At 70.0% G+C, this 21,173-nt stretch carries 14 protein-coding genes; 10 read left to right on the top strand and 4 right to left on the bottom strand.

All coding sequences use genetic code 11. From position 1 onward, the window contains the following. Positions 1 to 135: 135 nt before the first annotated feature. Both BLV39_RS33380 and BLV39_RS33375 read left to right on the top strand, forming a co-directional pair. The gene (locus tag BLV39_RS33380; RefSeq protein ID WP_090801116.1) at positions 136 to 1,479 is read left to right on the top strand and encodes a sensor histidine kinase; all 1,344 of its coding nucleotides are present in this window, start codon (positions 136 to 138) and stop codon (positions 1,477 to 1,479) included. Next, positions 1,476 to 2,135 carry a response regulator gene (locus tag BLV39_RS33375; protein ID WP_090801114.1) on the top strand — a complete coding sequence of 220 codons (660 nt, stop codon included), beginning with the start codon at positions 1,476 to 1,478 and terminating at the stop codon, positions 2,133 to 2,135. The genes BLV39_RS33380 and BLV39_RS33375 overlap by 4 nt, the downstream gene beginning before the upstream one ends. Positions 2,136 to 2,197: 62 nt before the next feature. Here BLV39_RS33375 and BLV39_RS33370 read toward each other — a convergent pair whose 3' ends face one another. After that, on the bottom strand, positions 2,198 to 3,985 hold the full coding sequence (locus BLV39_RS33370; protein ID WP_090801112.1) for a CocE/NonD family hydrolase: 1,788 nt from the start codon (positions 3,983 to 3,985) through the stop codon (positions 2,198 to 2,200). A 189-nt stretch (positions 3,986 to 4,174) separates the two neighbouring features. Between BLV39_RS33370 and BLV39_RS33365 the strand changes: the two genes are divergently transcribed. Both BLV39_RS33365 and BLV39_RS33360 read left to right on the top strand, forming a co-directional pair. Continuing rightward, positions 4,175 to 5,350: an FIST signal transduction protein gene (locus tag BLV39_RS33365; protein ID WP_090801110.1), complete on the top strand. Its 1,176-nt coding sequence runs from the start codon at positions 4,175 to 4,177 to the stop codon at positions 5,348 to 5,350. A 1-nt stretch (position 5,351) separates the two neighbouring features. Continuing rightward, positions 5,352 to 6,809 carry a sensor domain-containing diguanylate cyclase gene (locus BLV39_RS33360; RefSeq protein ID WP_090801108.1) on the top strand — a complete coding sequence of 486 codons (1,458 nt, stop codon included), beginning with the start codon at positions 5,352 to 5,354 and terminating at the stop codon, positions 6,807 to 6,809. Here the strand turns inward: BLV39_RS33360 and BLV39_RS33355 are convergent. Continuing rightward, a complete protein-coding gene (locus tag BLV39_RS33355; RefSeq protein ID WP_176985221.1) occupies positions 6,806 to 8,338 on the bottom strand; it encodes a M1 family metallopeptidase in 1,533 nt (510 codons plus the stop codon). The genes BLV39_RS33360 and BLV39_RS33355 overlap by 4 nt on opposite strands. Before the next feature lie 123 nt (positions 8,339 to 8,461). On the opposite strand from BLV39_RS33355, the gene BLV39_RS33350 reads away from it, so the two are divergent. From BLV39_RS33350 to BLV39_RS33340, 3 genes are all read left to right on the top strand, one after another. Then, positions 8,462 to 10,159: an NAD(P)/FAD-dependent oxidoreductase gene (locus BLV39_RS33350; protein ID WP_090801105.1), complete on the top strand. Its 1,698-nt coding sequence runs from the start codon at positions 8,462 to 8,464 to the stop codon at positions 10,157 to 10,159. A gap of 15 nt (positions 10,160 to 10,174) precedes the next feature. Beyond that, a complete protein-coding gene (locus BLV39_RS33345; protein WP_143049998.1) occupies positions 10,175 to 10,510 on the top strand; it encodes a hypothetical protein in 336 nt (111 codons plus the stop codon). Between the two features lie 132 nt (positions 10,511 to 10,642). Further along, entirely contained in the window at positions 10,643 to 11,863 is a 1,221-nt protein-coding gene (locus BLV39_RS33340) for a PQQ-dependent sugar dehydrogenase (protein ID WP_090801101.1), read from the top strand. A 78-nt stretch (positions 11,864 to 11,941) separates the two neighbouring features. On the opposite strand, the gene BLV39_RS33335 is transcribed toward BLV39_RS33340, so the two are convergent. Beyond that, entirely contained in the window at positions 11,942 to 12,664 is a 723-nt protein-coding gene (locus BLV39_RS33335) for an LPXTG cell wall anchor domain-containing protein (protein WP_090801099.1), read from the bottom strand. Positions 12,665 to 13,076: 412 nt separating this feature from the next. Here BLV39_RS33335 and BLV39_RS43300 point away from each other — a divergent pair, with 412 nt between their 5' ends. Then, the gene (locus BLV39_RS43300) at positions 13,077 to 13,598 is read left to right on the top strand and encodes a DUF4142 domain-containing protein (RefSeq protein ID WP_176985220.1); all 522 of its coding nucleotides are present in this window, start codon (positions 13,077 to 13,079) and stop codon (positions 13,596 to 13,598) included. 472 nt (positions 13,599 to 14,070) lie between these two features. Beyond that, complete coding sequence (locus BLV39_RS33325) at positions 14,071 to 14,484, top strand: CBS domain-containing protein (RefSeq protein WP_090801094.1); 414 nt, start codon at positions 14,071 to 14,073, stop codon at positions 14,482 to 14,484. 23 nt (positions 14,485 to 14,507) lie between these two features. Here BLV39_RS33325 and BLV39_RS33320 read toward each other — a convergent pair whose 3' ends face one another. Beyond that, positions 14,508 to 17,300 (bottom strand): ATP-binding protein, encoded by a 2,793-nt coding sequence (locus BLV39_RS33320; protein ID WP_090801092.1) that lies wholly within the window; start codon positions 17,298 to 17,300, stop codon positions 14,508 to 14,510. A gap of 122 nt (positions 17,301 to 17,422) precedes the next feature. Between BLV39_RS33320 and BLV39_RS44895 the strand changes: the two genes are divergently transcribed. Then, positions 17,423 to 21,127, top strand: coding sequence for a S8 family serine peptidase (locus BLV39_RS44895; protein ID WP_143049997.1), 3,705 nt, complete (start codon positions 17,423 to 17,425; stop codon positions 21,125 to 21,127). The last annotated feature ends 46 nt before the right edge of the window (positions 21,128 to 21,173 follow it).

Genomic DNA, 21,173 nt, shown 5'->3' with positions numbered 1-21,173 from the left:
GCGTCATGGCCACAGCGTGGTCGGCGGTGTGAGTGAACTCGTCCGACCGCGGTCCCGGCTTCCGTTGGCGGTTGTCTCGCCGATGTAGTACCTGAGTCTGACGGCACCGGCGCCGGTCGTTCCTACGATGAGAGCGTGTCCCGGTTCGTGCCACGCCACCTGCTGGCAGACGCCGCCCTCGCGCTGGCGCTGTTGGCAGTGACCCTGGGACCAAACTTCGTGACGGCGCTCGCCTCGCCGCAGAAGCCCGGCGACTCTGTCGGCTTCCTCGCCCGCGCGGGTGTTCCGCTGGACTACATCTGGTGGTTGTGCGCTGCGCTGGCGATCGTCGGCGTGGCGCTCAGACGGCGAAACGCCGTTGTGGCGCTTGTCCTCACCGCGGCCGGGACGGCCGGTCATCTGTTGCTACAGACCAAGTTCCAGCTACTCGACCTGGCGCTGCCACTGGTGCTGTACACGCTGGCCGCCATGAGCCGCCGGCGGCGGTTCGTCCTGGGCGCGCTGGCCGTGACGATGATCCTGACCTACCTCGCCATGTTGGGCAGCCGGGTCGACATGGCGCACAACCAGAAAGCCGCCGCCGCAGCGAAACAGGCCCAGCAGGCTCTTGACGGCCAGGAACCGACGACACCCCAGCGGCAGCCGGACGAAACGCGGATGCTCGCCAACACAGCGATTCCCGTCGGCGCGCTGGTCGAAACGGGTCAGGCCGTCCTCGAGATGTGGCTGCTGCTGGTCGCGGCGTACGCGGTCGGCGACGGCATCCGTACCCGTCGCGCGCACCTTGTCGCCATCGAACAGCGCACCGCCGACCTGGCCCGGCAGGAGCGCCAGCGAGCGACGCTCGCGGTCGCGGCCGAGCGGACCCGGATCACCCGGGAGCTGCACGACGTGGTCGCACACGGCATGTCCGTCATGGTCGTGCAGGCCCAGGGCGCCGCCGCGGCGCTCGACCGGCATCCGGACCGCGCGGCCACGGCCCTGCAACACGTGATCGAGGTCGGACGGTCGTCATTGTCCGAGATGCGCCGGCTGCTCACGGCCGAACGCACGGACCCGGCCGGAGAGGACGCCCGGCTCGCGCCGCTGCCGGGGATCGGCGCGATACCCGACCTCGTCGACCAGTTGCGCTCGGCCGGCATGCGGATCGACCTGCGCATCGAAGGGGTGCCCGACGTCCTGCCGGCAGCAGTCGACCTGTCCGCGTACCGGATCGTGCAGGAAGCCCTCACCAACACGCTGAAGCACGCGGGCCCGGACGCCGGCGCGTGGGTCCGGCTCGAGTTCGATCCGGAGTTTCTGCGGGTAGACGTGACAGACGACGGCCAGGGTCTCGCCGAGGGGGCGGATGGGTCCGGCAACGGCCTGCGCGGCATCGCCGAACGAGTCGCCATGCTCGGCGGCACCCTGGAGACGGGAAGAGCACCCGACCGTGGGTTCAGGCTTGGTGCGACGCTTCCGGTCGGGGCGCGGCCATGACCATCAGGGTGGTGCTGGTCGACGATCAGACGCTCGTCCGCACGGGCTTCCGGCTGGTGCTCGACGAAACCGACGACATCGTGGTGGTCGGCGAGGCCGCCGACGGACACCGGGCACTCGACACCGTGGCCCTGACCCGCCCCGACGTCGTCCTGATGGATGTGCGCATGCCGGGTCTGGACGGCATCGAGACCACCCGCCGCATCCGTTCCGGCCAGCACCCCGCCAGGGTCATCATCCTGACCACCTTCGACCTCGACGAGTACGTGCTCGCGGGACTACGCGCCGGAGCCAGCGGTTTCCTGCTCAAGGACGCCCTCGCCGCCGACCTGATCTCGGCGGTACGGATCGTCGCAGCGGGCGAGTCGGTGGCCGCGCCGAGCGTCACGCGCCGCCTGATCGCCCACTACGTGAGCCGGGCACCGGCCCCGCCCATCGCCGTAGAACGACTCGCCGCACTCACCGCCCGCGAGCGGGAAGTGCTGACCCTCGTCACCCGCGGCCTGTCCAACGCCGAGATCGCCGCCGCCCTCGTCCTGTCCGAGAGCACCGTCAAGACCCACCTCGGCCGGGTCCTCGCCAAGCTCGACCTGCGCGACCGGGTCCAGGCGGTGATCTTCGGTTACGAGTGTGGCCTGGTCTCGCGCGTCCAGTGACCTGCCCCGCGCGGCGGAGGCCGCACCGGCACGATGCCTGATGCGGCCTCCAACGCGGTTGGTCAATGCTTCTTCGAGACGCGCAATGGGAAGGTCGGTGCGCCGACGGTGTCGAGCGTGATGGTGTTCGCCGTCAGATACCGGTCCAGGTACGGCGATCGGTCACCTTGGGTGGGTGAGTCGAACCGCGGATCCTGCACCTCGATGGCGAGCCGTGCGTCGGTGACGGTGATCGTCTGACCCGAGGGAACCGGGCGCCAGCCCCGGGATGTGATGGTTCCTATTTGGACCCCGAGCTGGTGGCCCTGCTCGAAGGTCCAGTCCGTCGCCTTCAGCGGGAACGACGTCGACCTGTCGTTCAGCGCCGCGACCATCTCGTTGAACATCGTCGCCCTGCCGTCCGGAGCGACGTCCCACAGCCGTACCCACACGTTGCCCTCGCCCTTGGTCTTCAGCGCGATCTCCGGCGTGCCGGTGAGCCGCACCTGCTTGGAGGCGGGCGTGGAGAAGCTCCAGTAGCTGTTGCCGGGCTCGTCGACTACCGCGACCGTTGGCGAGCCGGCCGCCTGCGCGTACTCGATGTCCCAGCCCGCGGCTGGGGTCTCGACGGTCCGCTGCGCCGCCTGGCCCCCATCGTCGACGTAACGCCCGGGCGACAACCGCGCCGTGTACGAGTCATTGGTCACCGGCCAGGTCGGCTGGGCGCGCCAGTCGCCGAGGCTGTCCTCGACCGAGAACGCCGGGTCCTTCACCGACGGCTTGATGCCACGCAGATGCTGGTCGTAGAAGCGCATCACCTCGTCGAACCAGCCGGCCCGGCCCATCTTGAGTTGGCCGTTGTTGTCGGTCTCGTTGCCGCGGACGTGCTCCCACTGACCGAGCCAGCCGCGTTCCGGGCCGTGATGGTTGTTCAGGTACTTCTGCATGTCCTCGGGCTTGGTGTTGTCCTCGATGAAGCCCGACGTGACGAACAACGGTGTACGGGAGCCGGCGGCGCGGGAGGCGAAGTCACGGGCACGCCAGAACGCCGACTTCGGGTCGGGATCCTGGGTGCTGGTGGCGTTGTTGATCTGGCACTCGGGGTGGCTCTTCTCGTAGTCCGCGTTCGCCTTGTAGCGGTCGCTGTCATCGCCCAGTTGCGGCATCGTCGCGATCGAGTAGTAGCTGCGCGGGCTGCTGGTCGCGTTGGAGCGCGGCACCCCGTTGCTGTACAGGTAGTTGTACCTGTTCCACGTCGGTTCCTGGGCGACGATCGCCTTGAGAGGCTTGAGCTTGAGGACGTTGGCCGCCAGTCCGGTGTTGGCGTCGTACGACTTGCCGTACATGCCGACCTTGCCGGTGGACCACGGCTGGCGAGCGGCCCACTCGACGGCCGCCTTGATGTCGGCCTGCTCGCCGGGGCCGAGGAAGTCGAGGCACCCCGTGCTGCCGCCGAAGCCGCGCAGGTCGACCATCACGAAGGTGTATCCACGCTCCATGAGCCGGGCGCCGTCGATCAGGTCCTGAAAGCGCGGCGACGGTCCGACCTGGTCGAACCCGCCGGGAGAGGTCTCCCCGGCGTGCGAGAAGTACGGTCCCACCGACAGGATCACCGGTGTCTTCGCCCGCGCCGGCAGGTGTGCCGGGCGCAGGATGTCGGCGTGCAGCTCGACCCCGCTGCCGTCCGAGGACGGGAAGTACGTCTGCGTCCACGCCGCCCCTTCGGGAACCCGAGGGTTCTCCTCATGGGTGATCGGGACACCATCAGTGGCAGCGTGTGCCACCGACGGCAGGCCGGCCGCGGTGAGGCTCGTGAAAATGGCCAGTACGCCTGCCGCGACAGGCGAGACCACCCTCCGCCGAACGTTCATCCAACCTCCACCTAACTCCAGACGAGGTCGCCTGGTTGGACATTGATGCTAGTGATCATTGGCGTACATGTATCCCACAGTTATCTCGCCGTTACCTTCCGCACTGGGCCGCGAAATGCCTGGTAGTACGGTGTAAACCGGGAGCTGATTCAACCGAAAAGCCTTCAAATGGGCGGTGAGGTGTGAGTCTTGGGCGAAGAGGTGCATAACCGGCGCTGGTTGGGCGTCGGCCGGAGCACTCAGGCCGATTCGGGCGCGGCGGCGACCGAGGCGGTGCGCGAGGCGCGGGCCGGACCCGACCCGAAGCTGTTGATCGTGTTCGCGGCCATCACCCACGACACCGCGGCGGTGCTGGCCGGCGTCGCGCGGGCCGCGCCAGGGGTGCCCGTCATCGGGTGCACCACGCACGGAGAGATCGGCGTAGGCGGACCTGCCGACGGCACCGTCACCGTGGCCGCGATCGGCGGCGTCGGGCTGGAGGTCGCCACCTGCGCCGTCGAGCACGTCTCCGGTCGTCAGGCCGAGGCTGGTTACGAGGCCGCGTCCTGCATGCGAGACGTCTCGCAGCCGCACCGGGTGCTGATGTTGCTCACCGACGGCCTGGTCCGCGACCAGGAGAGCATCGTGCGCGGCAGCTATCGCGCGTTGGGTGCGGGCACTCCGCTGTTCGGCGGGGCCGCGGCTGACGGCTGGCGGATGAACGGGGTGTACCTCTTCAAGGACGGGCACGTGCTCACCGACGCGGTGATCGGCGCGGCCATCGCGTCCGAGGCGCCGCTCGCGGTGGGGGTCGGCCATGGGTACCGCACGGTCGGCCAGCCGATGATCGTGACCCGCGCCGCCGACGGGCGCGTGCTGACGCTCGACGACCGGCCCGCGCTCGATGTGTACCTGGAACGCCTGGACGCGCCGCCGGAGGCGTACACGGACCCGTCGGCGTTCACCGATTTCGCCCTGCCACGCCCGCTCGGCGTGCAACGGCGCAGCGGTGTCGAGGCCCGCAACCTCTCCACCGAGGTCGACCTCGAGGGCCGCTCGATCGGCGGGGGTGGCGCGATCGACCCGGGCGGCCTCACATGGGTGATGACCGGCGACGAGCAGTCCATTTTGGAGTCGGTGGACACGGTCTGCCGGGACACGCTGGATCGACTCGGAGGGAACGATCCGATCGGCATGCTCACGTTCAGTTGCGCCGCGTCGCGCGCGGTGCTGGGCGACGACGGCATCCGGCGCGAAGGCGAGCGCCTGCAGCGGTGGGCCGGCACGATGCCGTTCGCCGGCTTCTACACGTACGGCGAGATCGCCCGCAACCACGGGATCGACGGGTTCCACAACCAGACACTCGCTGTGCTGGCATTGAGCTGACATGGCCGGACCCGCGGATTCGCTCTACATCCAGCAGCTCGTGGAGCTGCTGGCCGTGGTGTCCTCCTCCCCCGACGAGGCGTCCGCTGTGCAGAACGCGGTCGAGCGCTCGGCGCAGGCGTTGGAGGCGGAGGTCGCCGCCGCGGTCATCGACGGCAAAGTGGTGGCGTCGATCGGCTTTCCGCCCGGCGCCGTCCCGCACGACGAGATCGTCGCGATGGCCGGGCAGCAACACTCCGAATTGGACGTTCCTGGGCTGGGCGACTCCCCCACTGTGACCGCGTCCTGGGCCGGCAGCCACCCAGGGCACCTGGTGCTGGCCCGCTGGGGCGCTCCGTTTCAGGTCGAGGAGCAGAATCTCGTGCGCGGTATGGCCCGGGTGTTGGAGCTGACTCTGACGATGCTGCGGACGCTGGTCGCCGAGCACGCCATGCGCGAGTCGTTGCAGGAACGACAGCGGCTGCTGGAGCACCTGTCCGCGATCCAGCGCGCGATCTCCCACCGCGAGGACCTCCAGGACATCCTCGACACGATCACCGAAGGTGCCCGCGATCTGCTCGGCGACGGGATCGGGCTGCTGTGGGTACGCGACGAGCCCGACTCGGGCCGGGCCCGGTTGGCGGCGGCGGCCGGCACGCGGCCCGTCGACCCGGCTGACCGGCCCTTGGTCGACCTCACCGCCGCAGCACCGGCGGGCGAGGCGATGGTCACCGACCGGGTGGCGGTGCGGCACGGCGAGGAGCTCCAGTCCAAGATGCTCAAACTGCTCGGCCCCGGCACGGTCCACGCGTCGATGGCCGCCCCCGTGCACGACAGCGGTGTGCTGACCGGCGCCCTGGTCGTGGCGTCCTGCGACCCGACTCGCAGGTACTCCGCCGCCGACGAACAGACCCTGAGCGCCTTCGCGGAGAACGTCAGCCTCGCCCTCACCGACGCCAACACGCTGGTGCGCATGCGCCAGGCGCGCCACGACCCACTGACCGGCCTGGCCAGCCGCGGACTGTTCCTCGAGCAGTTGGCGCAGCAGCTCGCGATCGCGGACGGCGACGGCCGCACGCTGGCGGTGCTGTTCCTGGACCTCGACCGGTTCAAGGACATCAACGACTCACTCGGGCACGCCGCCGGCGACCAGCTACTCACCCTGACCGCGGACCGGATCACGGCGCAGCTACGCGCGGGCGACACGGCGTCACGCTTCGGCGGCGACGAGTTCGCGGTGATGCTGGCCCGGGTCGACAGGCCGCAGGACGCCGCCGGCGTGGCACGGCGCATCGTGACCGCACTGGCCGAGCCGATGCGCGTGGCCGACCAATGGCTCCGGGTCAGCGTCAGCGTCGGCGTCGCGCTGAGCAGCACCGACGGACAAGAGCCCGCCGAACTCGTCGCCCGCGCCGACCTCGCCATGTACGAGGCCAAGCACCGCGGCACCGGCGGCTACGCCATCTACTGCGACCGCTAACCGGCCCGGCTGCGGGCGATGGCCGCAGCGGCCTTCGGTGCCGACACCTTCCCGGCCGGCGCTCCGGTCGGGAATCCGTTGTCGACGGTGGGGTCCGGGCGCCGGGCGTCGTACAGCCAGGCTTGGAAGAACGACGTGAGGTTCTGCCCGCTGAGGTTGGTCGAGATCGCGGTGAAGTCGGCGCTGTCGGCGTTGCCGTGCCGGTGCCGCGCCGCCCACGTCCGCATGATGCGGTAGAAGTCCGCGTCGCCGACGCGGTTGCGTAGGGCTTGCAGGAGCATCGCGCCGCGCTGGTAGACCGACTGGTCCAGCGGGTAGAACGGCGCGTTCAACGGGCTTTCCCACAACGATGCCGGCGCGGTCGCGTAGTAGTAGTCGAACAGTTCCGCAGGGGTGCCGGTGCTTTGTGCCTGGGACCATTCCCACTCGGAGTACGTCGCGAATCCCTCGGCGAGCCACAGGTCGCTCCAGGTCCGCGCGGTGACGCTGTCGCCGTACCACTGGTGGGCGCTCTCGTGCACCACCACCCACACGTTCTCGGTGGAGTTGCGCCACCGGCCGCCCTGGTAGACCGGCCGCGTCTGGGTTTCGAGGGCGCTGCCGAACGTCTCGCCGGTCACCAGGGCGCCCGCGGCCGTGAAGGGGTAGGGCCCCCACTTGCGTTGGAGGAACGCGAGCACCTCGGGCGTGCGGGAGATGTCGCGCCTGGCCCGGTCGTTGATGACGCCGTTGCTGGTCTCATAGGCGTAGTAGGCCGGCACGGAGCCCCCTAGCGCGGTGCCGGTCTCCACTGTGTAGTCGCCGATGGCCAGCATGGCCAGGTAGGTCGCCATGGGGCTGTCACTGCGCCAGTGGGCGGTCGCCACATCGCCGTTGACGACGCGGGACAGCAGGCGGCCGTTCGTGACGGCCGTCAACCCCGCCGGCGCGGTGACCCGCACGTCGTACGTCGCCTTGTCGCTGGGATGGGCGTTGGCCGGGAACCACCATTCGGACGACGGATCCGGCTCGTTCCAGACGATGACGCCGGTCGGCGTGGAGCGCCACTCGGAGCCGTAGAACTCGATCATCACGTCGGCGGGCCGGCCGGCGTAGGTCACGACCACGCTCATCCCGGTGCCCGCGGGCAGCCCGCGCGCGGGGGTGACCTCCAGCTCGCGGTGGTTGACGTAGTCTCCCCAGTCGCGCTGGGTGAACGTCGCGGGCTCGCCGTTGACCGTCACCGCGGTGACCGGCAGTGCGAAGTCGAGGTTGAACCGGGACAGGTTGCGGGTGGCGGTCGCGGTGATCGTGGTGCGCCCATTGAGCCGGCCGGTGTCCGGCGCCCAACGCAGTCGGATGTCGTAGTTGCCGACGTCGTAGCCGCCGTTGCCGAGACCGGGCATGAGCGCGTCGCCCAGGCTGGCCGCTCCCGGTCGGAATATGGGATCGGCCGCCGATGCCGGCTGACCGACCGGCGCCCCGCCGACCACCAGGACCAACCCGAGAACCGTGCCGAGTTTGACGCGTGCGACCCAGGACCTGCCCATGCTGACCCTCCCCGTTTGCGGGCGCGCGAACGGACCCATTCTCGCTCAAGACATTGACGACCGTGGTCCCGGTTCCGCGCGTTCCGGCCACAATCGCCGAGCCGGGGCAATATCGTGGAGCTTGTGAGCTTGCCGGTGCTTGTCGCGGTGGACGACGATGCGGTCGCTCTGGGCGATCTCGAGCGGGAGTTGCGGGATCGCTACGAGCGGCACTACCGCGTGGAGGCTCTGCCTTCGGCGGACGAGGCGTACGCGCGCTTCGAAGAGCTCGCCGTCTCCGGCGAGGAGATCGCGTTGGTGCTCTCGGGTCGAGGGCTGTCCGGTGCGGTCGGGATTCCGGTGCTGGAGGCGGCACGTCGCCTGCACCCGCAAGCCAAGCGGGGTCTGGTGATCGCATGGGGAGACTGGGGCAAGCCCGCCATCGGTGAGGCGATCTTCGAGTCGATGGCCCGTGGCCTCATCGACCACTACATGCTCAGGCCGTCGTCGCCGCCGGACGAGGCGTTCCATCAGGAGGTCTCGGCCCTGCTGCTCGGCTGGGCGGAGGCGCGGCGGTCCCTGCCGTACATGGTGCACATCGTCGGTGAGTCGTGGTCCGGGCGGGCCTACGAGCTGCGTAAGGCCCTGGTGAGCTGCGCGCTCCCGCATTCGTTCTGTCTGGCCGACTCCGACGAAGGCCGAGTGCTGCTCGGCACGGCCGGCGACAGCCAGCTTCCCGTCGTGATCTTTCCCAACGGCAGGATCCTGACGGATCCCAGCAACGCCGAGATCGCCCTGGCCGCCGGCTCCGCGGTGAACCCCGCGCGGATCGACTACGACCTCCTCATCATCGGCGCCGGCCCCGCTGGCCTGTCAGCGGCCGTCTACGGCGCTTCGGAGGGTTTCAGCACGTTGGTCGTCGACGAGGGCGGAGTCGGCGGGCAGGCGACGTCGAGCTCGATGATCCGCAACTACCTCGGGTTTCCCCGCGGGGTGAGCGGTCGACGATTGGCGCAACGGGCGTACGACCAGGCGTGGATCTTCGGAGCCAACTTCGCGTTCATGCAGGTGGCCACGGGCCTGCGCCGCGAGGGCGACCGGCTGGTGGTCACGCTGTCCGACAGCGGCGACGTGCACGCCCGGGCGGTTCTCCTGACGATGGGAGCCACCTATCGCAGGGTCGGGGTCGCGGAGCTCGAGGCGCTCAACGGCGCCGGCGTCTTCTACGGCGGTCCGACCTCGGAGGCACCGGCCATGGCCGGCCGCGACGTCTTCGTGCTCGGCGGCGCCAACTCGGCCGGTCAGGCCGCCATCTACCTCGCTCGCTATGCCAAGACGGTCACTCTCGTGGTGCGCGCCGACTCGCTGGCCGCGGGCATGTCGCACTATCTCGTCCGCGAGATCGTGTTGACGCCGAACGTGTCCGTACGCCTGCGGACCGAGATCGTCGGTGGCGGCGGCGCGGGAGCACTGGACCACCTCGTGCTGCGGGACAACGCGCACGGGACGCAGGAGACCGTCGAAGCCGGCGGCCTGTTTCTGATGATCGGCGCGCATCCGTCGACCGATTGGTTGCCGCCCGAGATCGAGCGCGACGAGCGGGGGTTCGTCCGCACTGGACAGAACGTCACCGATGTTGATCCCTGGCCCCTGGCTCGCAACCGGATGTTCCTCGAGACCAGCATGCCGGCGGTGTTCGCGGCCGGCGACATCCGCCATGGCTCGGTCAAACGCGTCGCATCGGCCGTCGGGGAGGGCTCGGTGGCCATCCAGCTCCTGCACGACCTGTTCGCGGCGGACCGGCGGCAACCAGGTGGGCGGCCAAGGCGCGCGTCGGGCTGAGCCCCGCAGTGTTCGATGTCGTTCGATGTTGTTCGAGACGCTTCCCAGGCGCAGACGGCATTCCAGACTATGAATGCCAGTCTATTGGCCGGACTGCGCTACAACAGCGACACGGACAAGTTCACGATCTGGGACAACCTCAATGACGGCGGTGAGACGTACGCCCACGCGGTGATCACCAACGACAAGAGGTCGAACAGTCCCATTGTCATTCGGCACCAATGGGGCTCCAGCTCCAACAAGACGGTCTCCAAACCGTCGGGCTGGCAGTCGGGCGACAAGATCATCATGCAGATCTGCAGCATTGGGGCTGCCGACTTCTGCTCGGGCCCCAAGACCGCTTACATCTGACCCGATCATCATCGCGTACGGCGGAACCATCCGCCGTGCACGATGATGCCGTGGGGTTGATATCGTCGTGGATCGATGTATGGTGGGAACGCTCCCAGACCGCGTCCCCCACTCTGCTCGAGGAGCTCGACCATGTCGCGACCGCACAGTCGCCGGGCCGCCAAGCTGGCCGGCCTGCTCGTTCTGGCCCTGTCCGCGTCCCTGTTGTCCTCAGCGGCCGGCGCCTCCCCCACCCGCGCGGCGCCACTCGCTGAGCTGACCGTCGTCTCCGAACAGGTGGCTTTCGGTTTGCAGCGTCCGATCGCGATCACCGGGCTGCCGGACGGCCGGATGCTGATCGCGGAGAAGGACGGCACCGTCCGCTCGTACCACCCCGACACCGGCTTGGCGGCCGAGCCGGTGCTCGACCTGACCGCCCGGATCGACACGTCCGACAACGAGCGCGGCCTCCTCGGCATCACGCCCGCACCGAACTTCGCGCGGACCGGGATGCTCTACGTGGCCTACACGAGCCTGCCGGCCGGCGCGCTGACGCTGGCGCGAGTGCGCATCGGCGCTCCCGAACGGTTGCAGGTGCTGCTCACCCAGGAGCACGCCGACTACGGCAACCACAACGGCGGACAGGTGGCATTCGGCCGCGACGGCTACCTCTACTGGTCCCTCGGCGACGGTGGCCACGCGTACGACCCGTTCAAGTCCGGCCAGAACCTCGGCACCCTGCTCGGCAAGATTCTGCGGATCGACGTCAACCGCACCTGCGGGGCGAAGCCCTACTGCGTACCCTCCGACAACCCGTTCGTCCGTACGGCTGGCGCACGGCCGGAGATCTGGCTCTACGGGCTGCGCAACCCGTGGCGGTTCTCGGTCGACCCGGTCGACGGCTCACTGTGGATCGGTGACGTCGGCCAGGGCCTGATCGAGGAGATCAACCACATCCGCCCGTGGCAGCGTGGAGCGAACCTCGGCTGGTCGTGCCGGGAAGGCACCCCGGTGTTCGACCCACAGCAATGCCGGCCGGGCGGGCGCTACACCGACCCCGTCTTCGAGTACGACCACTACAACGACAACTGCGCGGTGACCGGTGGCGTGGTGTACCGAGGATCCCGGACCCCCGCGGCATACGGCACCTACGTCGCGGCCGACTACTGCTCGACCCGTGTGTTCGCCGTGCGCCCCAAACCCGCGGGCGGCTACGAGTCCGCCACGATCGGCTACTTCCCCACCCAACCGACCGCGATCGGCACGGACGTGCACGGCGAGCTCTACGTGCTCAGCGACCTGCCGGGCTGGCTGAACCGGGTCCGGTTCGAGCGCGTCCAGCCGACCCCAGGCGGTGGGATGGCGAACCGCTGACTTTCAGATCGGCGATCTCGCATTCAGAGGTCCTCGCGCCCGGCCCGACGAAAAGTCGAGCCGGGCGCATCGAGTCCGCTACGCCACGAAGCGGGAACGGCGCCGGCGTCCGATCAGGTAGCCCATGCCACCGAGCAGCAGGAGTGCACCGCCGACGCCAGCGACGATCGCGGTGTCGGCACCGGTCAGGGGCAGCCCACCGCCACCGCCGTCGCCGCCCGGAGCGTCCGGGCTGCCGGAGGGAGCAGGGGTCGGCACGACGGTCGGCGTCGGGGTCGGGGCCGAGGTCGGTGCGACGGTCGGCGTCGGGGTGGGCTGAGCAGCGCAATCAAGCGCACGCGCGTCGTACAGGCCGTTGTTGAGGTAAGCCAGGTAGGTGTCGATGGACGGGTCGTCGAGGACCTTCTGCGCTGCCGTCTTCACGTTGGTGCCAGCGTCCGTCAACGTCCGGACCACTTCGATCCGCAGACCCACCGACCAGGCATTCTCCAGGTCCGACTTGAGGAATGCGCGCAGATCATCCGCGGTGCCGTCCAGTCGCTCCTGTATCGCGCCAGGCAAAACGGCCAAGGACTCTGCTTTTGCCACGGTCAGGAGCTGGTTGGCCAACACGCGTATCTCGACGTCGGTGGCGGTGTCCAGGTCGATGGTGACAAGCTCGCGGATATCCCTGTACACCTTGCGCTCGACCGTTTGGCAGGACTCGTTGAGCCCGGGTTGTGCGGCGTGAGCCGCGGCCGGTGCCGCCGGAATCAAAAAGGCCAGCGCCACCAGGACGCCAGCCGGAATCTTCCATCGCATATGGGTCTTCCTCCCCGTTGCACTCCAAAGCACGGGGATACTACCGTCAGCGGACCGAGGAGCAAGAAGGGACTCGATGCCGTCGGGGGTGCCCGCCTCCGGTATGGCGAGCGGCCGCTTCTCGGTTCCTCCACAAAGGATGGGAACTGCCAGGGATCGAAGGCAGCGTGGAGCGAACCCCGTCTTCGAGTACGACCACTACAACGACAACTGCGCGGTGACCGGCGGCGTGGTGTACCGAGGATCCCGAACCCCCGTGGGTCCGGTTCGAGCGCGTCCAGCCAGCCCACGTCGGCGCGATGGCGTTTTCTCGCGCAACAGGCGCTTGGGCCACCCGGATATCCGTGGACGGATGCGGTTAGGGCGGAAATGCCCGGGTAGCCGGAATGGAAGGCCAGCGAGGAGGACCGCCATGGCATTGCGAGCATTTGGGGTAGCCGCCGTACTCGTGGCCGCGCTCGGCGCCGGTCCGGCCGTCGCCGGGGCGGCAGACGCTCCTGCCGCTGCGCCGTCCGCGCAGGACGTGGGCTATCTGCAGGCCGCGCACCAGTCCAACCTGGTGGAGATCGCCACTGGTCAACAGGCTCAGCAGAAGGGGCAAAGTCAGCAGGTCAAGGATCTCGGGGGCCGGTTCGTCACCGACTTCACCCGGCTGGACCAGTCCCTCCAGCAAACCGCATCGTCACTCGGAGTGCCCCTGGCCCCGGCCGACGCCGCGCGCCAGGCGACCAAGCAGCTGGACAAGGTGCCTGACGGTCGATACGACCGCGTGTGGATTCCGGTGCAGCAGGCGGCCAACAAGGCGGCGACGGCAAACGCGCAACGCGAGATCACGAGCGGCTCGGATCCTGCGGTCAAGCAGGACGCCAGCGTGGCCGCTCCCGTCCTCGCAGAGCACGCCGCCCTGCTCAATCAGGCGGCAAGCCAGATCTGACGGCTTGACCCGCCTGGTCGCCGTCCCCCGGCTCGGCGGTCAGGACACTCGCGACTGGCCGCTTCGGCCCCCGCTCTCGACGCTGTCGTCCGGCAGGTGGATGTCGTTGATATTGACCCGTACTCCACCACAAGATCTAGGTCGATAGCGGTTTCGTTCTCCCCCACTTCGGCCCCGACGCCGGTGCGCTGATCTGTCATACGCGCGCTCTGCGTCATCGCTACGCCCCGTTCGTGATAATCAACCCGATAACGACCCGCTCCTTACGCAATTGAACGTCGTCAGCCGAATTTGAACTAGTCAACCAACGTGGCTGGAGTGACGTGGAGGAACGGTCCGCGTCGGGGTTGCGGCACCCGACTGTCCTTCCAAGAAGGACCGTCCATATGCGATGTCAGGCAGGATGCCGGGTTGACCCGTCGCCGCTCGGGTAGCCATCCGGTAAGTAGCCCAACAGAGGGAGCAGACCACCATGACGACCGCACGCGACATCATGACTCCCGACGCCACGTGCGTCGGTGCCGAGGAGACCGTGGCCGCGGCCGCCCGCAAGATGGCCGAACTCAACGTTGGCTCGTTGCCGATCTGCGGCACAGACAACCGGCTCAAAGGCATGCTGACCGATCGCGACATCGTCGTGAAGGTCATCGCGCAGGGACGCGACCCGGAGCAGATCCTGGCGGGCGAGCTGGGCCAGGGCAAGCCCGTGACGATCGGCGCCGACGACGACATCGAGGAGATTCTCAAGACCATGGGCAGCCACCAGGTACGTCGGCTGCCCGTGATCGACGGCCACGATCTGGTCGGCATCGTCGCGGTCGCCGACGTCGCCCGCGCCCTGCCCGACAAGCCGGTCGGCGCGCTGCTCGACGCGATCAGCGTCTGAGGCCGACCCGGACGGTCAGGCGCTCACCTATCGAGGATGCCTGTCAGGTCCTTGCGGGACGTGCACCCGAGCTTGCGCAGCGCGCTGGAGACGTGGCTCTCCACCGTGCGGCGCGACAGGAACAGCTCGGTGGCGATCTCCTGGTTCGTCCTGCCCGCGGCGGCCAGCAGGGCCACGCGATGTTCCTGCGCCGACAAAGTGTGGCCGAGTGCGGGCCGGCCGCCGCGCCAGGGATACGGGATGGGCACGTTGTGGAGTCGCATCGCCCGGCAGACGCGGGCGATGTCGCGGGTGGCGTGCAGGGCGCCGTACAGCCGCAGGGCGGTCTCCAGGTCCTCGCCGCCGCGTGGGTCGTCGTGCGCGCACCGCAGGCCTCCGAGCCGTTCGGTGGCCCGCGCCTCGTCGTAGGTCAAACCCGCGTCGCCCGCGACCCCGCGTGCCGCGACGAGGAGCCGGTCGGCGTCGCCTGGGGCCAGGACGGCCTGCGCGGCCAGCAGAGCGGACCGCGCACGAGGTGCGTCGGTCCCCGCCAGCCCGGCCGCGAGCTCGACGACGACGGCCTCGGCCTCGTCCGTCCGCCCCACCGCGTCGACGAGACACAGCACGGCCTCCCCGCCCCAGACCCAGTTCCCCTTGGCGCGGACCTGGGTGATGGCCGCCCTGGCGTGGTCGGCCGCGCCGTTGGCGTCGTCCAGCGTCAACAGCAACCGGGCCATGGCGGTCCGGGCCGAGATGAGTGGCCATGCGGTGCCGACCTGCTCCGCGACGGTGATGACCTCGCCGAAGCAGTCCGCCGCCTCCTCCGCGGGCCCGATCGCCGCGAGCAGCGCACCGAGCAGCAGCCGCGAGTCCAATGACGCGGCGCCGAACGTGGCGTGGGTCGCGCCCATCAGGCGCGCTCGGTCCAGCAGCCCGTCCCATCGGCCGGCCGCGTAGTCCACCAGAGCGGTCACGAGGTCGAGCACCACCGCGATCCGGAGATATTCGACCTGATCGGCGACCTGCCGCCCGGTGGCCAGCAACGCCTCCGCGTGGTCCAGCCGGCCGGCGTGCAGGGCGCCCTGCGCCCAGTTGAGGCACGCGCGGGCGCACTCGCGGGGAGAAGACCGCAGGTCGTCCCCGTCGAGCAGGTCCTCGACCAGCGGCCAGCCCGCCGGCTGCCCCAGCTCCAACAGGAGCCCCGCCCGCGTGATCCGCACCGCGAGGTCGACGCCGCGGTCGCCACTGCGACGTGCTGCCGCGGCCGCCTCGTCGCAGCGGGCCAGGTGCTCGCGGACATGCCGGTCCGTGACGGTCTCCGGCGCAGCCAGGACGGCGAGCGCACGGCCGAGCAGCGCGGGCGCGCCGGCGAGGTCCTCGACGGCACGTTCGATCTCCAGGTGGCCGGCCCGGGTGTCACCGGACTGACGAAGCAGGCGGCCGTACGCGAACCGGAGCTCACCGCGTACCGCCGCCGGCAGTTGCTCGGTGGTCAGCAGCCGGGCGACGATCGGCAGTGCCTCGGCATGGGCGAGGCCGTCGACGGCGGCCCTGCCGAGCTTGACCGCGAGCCGCACCCGGGTCTCCTGAGGAACCCCGTCCGCGCCGAGCGCCGCCAGCAGGAATCGCGCGGCGGTGGCGTCGTTGCCGTGTGCGAGCGCGGTCTCGGCGGCCGCCTCGGCATGGGTCACCATCTCGGTGTGGTGGCCCGCCCGCAGGTAGTGGTGTGCGAGCCGGGCCGAGCTGCCGGTCGACTCGAGTGCGCGACCGGTGCGCAGGTGCAGCCACCGCCGCCAGGCCGCGGGGGCGGACTCGTACACGACCTGTCGGGCCAGGGCGTGGCGGAACCCGTCCTCCTGAAGGAGACCGACGTCCTGCGCGCCGGCGAGCGCACGCGCGATCTCGGCGGAGTCGCGCCCGGTCACCTCGGCGAGCAGCCGGTCGTCGGCCACCAGGCCGACGACCGCGGCGGCCTGGACGATCTCCCGGGCGTCGTCGTCGAGGGAGAGCAGACGTTGCAGGATCACGTCGCGCAGCACGGTCGGCACGGCGAGGTCGTCCAGTGCCTCCGGCCGTCCCGAAAGCGCGCCAGGCCCTTTCAGGTACGTGCGGAGCACTTCCTCCACCACGAACGGGATGCCACCGGTCTTCTCGTAGAGCCGGTCGGCGAAGCCGGGCGCGGGTGCCGCGTCGAGGATCTCACCGGCGAGCTGTGCCACCTCGGGCGGGCGCAACGGGCGCAGGCCGACGACGTGGGCGGCGCCGGACGGGGCGCGGGCCAGCGCTTCGCGGATCGGCAGCCGGCCGGTCTCGGTGCGCGCGGTGATGACCAGCGCGAGGTCCGGCGGCAGGTGCGCGGCGAGGAAAGCGAGGAAGTCGAACGTCACCGTGTCGGCCCAGTGCACGTCCTCCAGCACCAGCAGCAAAGGGCCGAGCTCCTCCAGCAGGGCGACGGCCGCCCGGAAGACGCGGTGCCGGTCCGCCCCCGGGTCGGACAGTGCCGGCGGAGGCGCCGGCAGGTGCGCGGCCAGCTCCGGAAGCAGCGGGGCCAGCGCGCCGATCACCGGGTTGAGCGGACCGCCGAGCTCGGGTCCCGCCTGGCGGAACGCGTCGAGCAGCGGCGAGAGCGGCAACGGCTCCTGAAGCTGCTCGCACTGGCCGATCAGGACTCGGCGACCCGACGTGACAGTCAACAGCTCACGGACCAGGCGGCTCTTGCCGATCCCGGCCTCACCCTCGACCAGCGCGACCGACGGTGCCGCGGTGATCGCCGCCTGCAACAGGTCCAGCTCCGCAGACCGGCCGACCAGCCGCGCGGCGAGCACTCCTGAGGTCATGCAGCAACCTCCGTACTCACCCTGGGCGGCCAAAGGTTACCGCCATTTTTCCGTGTGCGGTACGGATGGTTCCCCGTGCGGCCATCCGTAGCGTCAGCGGAACTCGTACGCGGAGGTGAGTGGTGTCCACGTTCTCAAGGGCTCGACGGTGGCTGCCGGCCGGCGTCGCGGTCGCGCTGGCGGTGCAGGTCGCGGTGTCCGGCACGCCCGCCATGGCCGCCCCCGACAGTGGTAAGCAGACCTACATCGTCCAGATGGCGCTGGATCCCGTGGTCGCCTATGGCGGCGGCGTCGCCGGTATGGCGCCGACCAGGCCCGGCCACGGCAGGAAGGTCAACCCCCGGTCGTCGGACGTGACGCGGTACGCCGCCCACGTCAGGGGCCAGCAGGACCGTGCCGTGCGCACAGTGGGCGCGAAGAAGCGCGGCGCGTACGTCTACTCCTTCGACGGGTTCTCGGCGGACCTGACCAAGGCTCAGGCGGCGAAACTGCGCGCACTGCCCGACGTCGTCGCCGTCACCGCCGACCGGAAGGTGACCACGCAGACCTCCTCGACGGCGGGCTTCCTCGGTCTGGACCAGCCGGGCGGGCTGTGGGACCAGCTCCGTGGCCCCGAGGACGCGGGCGAGGGGCTGGTCATCGGCGTCATCGACAGCGGCATCTGGCCGGACAGCGCCAGCTTCGCCAACCCGGACGCCGGTGGCAAGGCGTACGCGCCGCTGACCGACTTCCACGGCACGTGCGAGACGGGCACCGACGACTCGTGGCACGCCGACGACTGCACCGGCAAGATCGTGGCCGCGCGGCACTTCAACAACGCGTGGGGCGGCGACGCGGGCATCAAGACCGAGTTGCCGTGGGAGTTCCCCTCCCCGCGTGACTACAACGGACACGGCACCCACACCGCGTCGACCGCCGGCGGCAACCACGGCGTCCAGGCCACGGGCCCGATGTCCGCGCTCGGCAAGATCACCGGTATGGCGCCGCGCGCCCGGATCGCCTCCTACAAGGCGCTGTGGTCGGCCCAGGACGGGTCGACGGCGTCGGGCGCCACCTCCGACATCGTGGCCGCCATCGACCAGTCCGTGGCCGACGGTGTCGACGTGCTCAACTTCTCTGTCTCGGGCACGACGTCCGACCTGCTCGACCCGATGGAGGTCGCCTTCCTCGCCGCGGCGAAGGCCGGCGTGTTCGTCTCGGCGTCCGCCGGCAACAGCGGACCGGCGGCCACGACGGTCGCCCACCCGTCGCCCTGGGTGACGACGGTCGCCGCCGACACCCACAACCGGACCACCACCGCCACCGCCACCCTCGGCGACGCCGCGGCGTACACCGGTGCCTCTCTCGCGGGCACGTCGGCCGGCCCGGCACCGCTGGTGTACGCCAGCGCGGCCACGATCGGGCTGCCGAAGGCCAGCGACTTCCTCACGAAGCTCTGCTACGCCGCGGTCGACAACGGCGGCAAGCCCGTGCTCGACCCCGCCAAGGTGGCCGGCAAGATCGTCGTCTGCGAGCGGGGCAACAACCCGCGCGTCAACAAGAGCCTCGCGGTCAAGCAGGCCGGTGGCGTCGGCATGATCCTCGTCAACACGGACCCCGCCGACGACGGCATCGTCGCCGACGTCCACTCCGTGCCGTCGGTGCACCTGCCGGCAGCGAACCTGGTCGCTCTTCGGGCTTACGCGGCGCAATCCGGCGCTACGGCCACGATCTCGGCCGCCACCATCTCCTACGACGCCCCGGCGCCGTACATCGCCGAGTTCTCCTCCCGAGGACCCTCCACCGCGGCCGGTGGCGACCTGCTCAAGCCCGACCTCGCGGCGCCCGGACAGGACATCCTGGCCGCGGTCGCACCCCCGGGGCAGGGCGGCCTCGACTTCAACCTCATGAGCGGCACGTCGATGTCGGCGCCGCACGTCGCCGGCCTGGCGGCCCTGCTCAAGCAGCGGCACCCCGACTGGTCGCCGATGGCCGTCAAGTCGGCGCTGATGACGACCAGTCGTGACCTGCTCGACGCGCCGGGCGTGTTCGCCCAGGGCGCCGGCCACGTCGTGCCGAACAGCGCCGTGGACCCGGGTCTCGTCTACGACAGCGGGGCCGACGACTGGACCGCCTTCCTGTGCGCCACCACGAAGGGCGTGTCGAAGAGCGCGTGCGCCGCCGTCCCGAAGTCGTTCGACCCCAGCGACCTGAACACACCGTCGGTCGCGATCGGCCGGCTCGCGGGCACCCAGACGGTGACGCGTTCGGTGACCAATGTCGGTCGCGCCAAGGCGACGTACACCCCGTCGGTCTCCGGTCTTCCCGGGGTGTCGGTGAAGGTCACACCGAAGCGACTCACGCTGCGTCCCGGCCAGACCGGGTCGTTCACGGTGAAGTTCACCCGGGCAACGGCGGCCATGAACGCGTACGTGTCCGGTCAGCTCACCTGGAGCGACACCAAGCACAAGGTGCGGATCCCGTTGGTGGTGCGCCCCGTGGCCGAGGCGTGGACGGCGGACCACGGCGTCGCCGGCGTGCAGGACTCGGGTGAGCAGGTCGTCACCGACCCCGCCGGCAAGCGGGTCTACGTGACCGGCGTCAACTACGGGTCGGTTCCGGGGCAGTACAACTTGAGCATCGCGACGGTCGCCTACGACCCGAAGACGGGCAAGGAACTGTGGTCCGTGGGGTACGCGGGTCCGGCCGGAACCTACGCCGAGCCCCACGACACCACGGTGAGCCCGGACGGGCGCACGCTGTACGTCACCGGTGGCACGGCCGCGGACGACACCGGCAACGACGCCGTCACCATCGCGTACGACACCGCGACTGGCCGGAAGAGGTGGGAGTCGCGGTACACCGGTCCGGATGCGTTCACGGCCTGGTCCAACGCGGTCGTGGTGAGCCGCGACGGCAAGCACGTGTACGTCACCGGGATGACGACCCTCGCGGAGGGCGGCATCGACGACTTCTTCACGGCCTCGTACGACGCCGCCACCGGCAAGCAGGCCTGGGCCACCCGTTACGACGGGCCGGGCAAGGCGACCGACGACGCGCGGATGATCGCCCTGGCGCCGGACGGCAAGACCGTGTTCGTCGGCGGCCAGAGCCCGGGCCTGGAGGAGACCGGCTACGACTGGGGCACGGTCGCCTACGACACGGCCACGGGCAAGCAAAAGTGGGTGGCCCGCTATGACGGTTCCGCGCACGGGTACGACATGCCGTCGGCGATGACCGTGACGGCGGACGGCCGGTCGGTCATCGTGACCGGCGCCAGCAGCGACAAGTCGGTCGACCTCACGACGGTCGCTTACGACACGCGCACCGGCGCCGTGCGGTGGACGGACAGCTACGACGGACCGGGCCAGGCCACCGACAACCCTTACGTCATCACGGTTTCCCGGGGCCGGGTCTACGTCACGGGCAACACCGAAGGTGACGGCACCCGGTTCGACCTGACCACGGTCGCCTACGACGAGGCCAGCGGGCGCCGGCTGTGGATCCAGCGCTTCGACGGCAAGGCGCATTACGACGACACGTCGTGGGGTCTCGCGGTCACGCCGGACGGCAAGAAGGTCGTGGTCACCGGCACCAGCGCCGACAGCGACGCCGGCACGGACTACGTGACGATCGCGTACGACTCGGCTACTGGCCGGCAGACCTGGCTGGGTCGGTACGAAGGGCTGGTCGGGGCGTCCGACAGCGCCCACGCGCTCGCGATGACCGCGACGAAGGACGGCGTCCGGATGTTCGTGACCGGCCAGAGCACGACCGCGGGCAGCTTCGACACCGGAGTCGAGGTCGACATGACCACGGTCGCCTATTTCGACCCCTGGCAACGCTGAGCAAGCGACAACGACACGGCGCCCTCCGTACGGGGGCGCCGTGTTC

This window comes from Asanoa ishikariensis, from assembly GCF_900107455.1.
In the GTDB taxonomy this organism is placed as follows: Bacteria; Actinomycetota; Actinomycetes; order Mycobacteriales; family Micromonosporaceae; genus Asanoa; species Asanoa ishikariensis.
The sequence above is the reverse complement of the archived record's forward strand: the minus strand, read 5'-3'. Positions and strand labels throughout refer to the sequence as shown.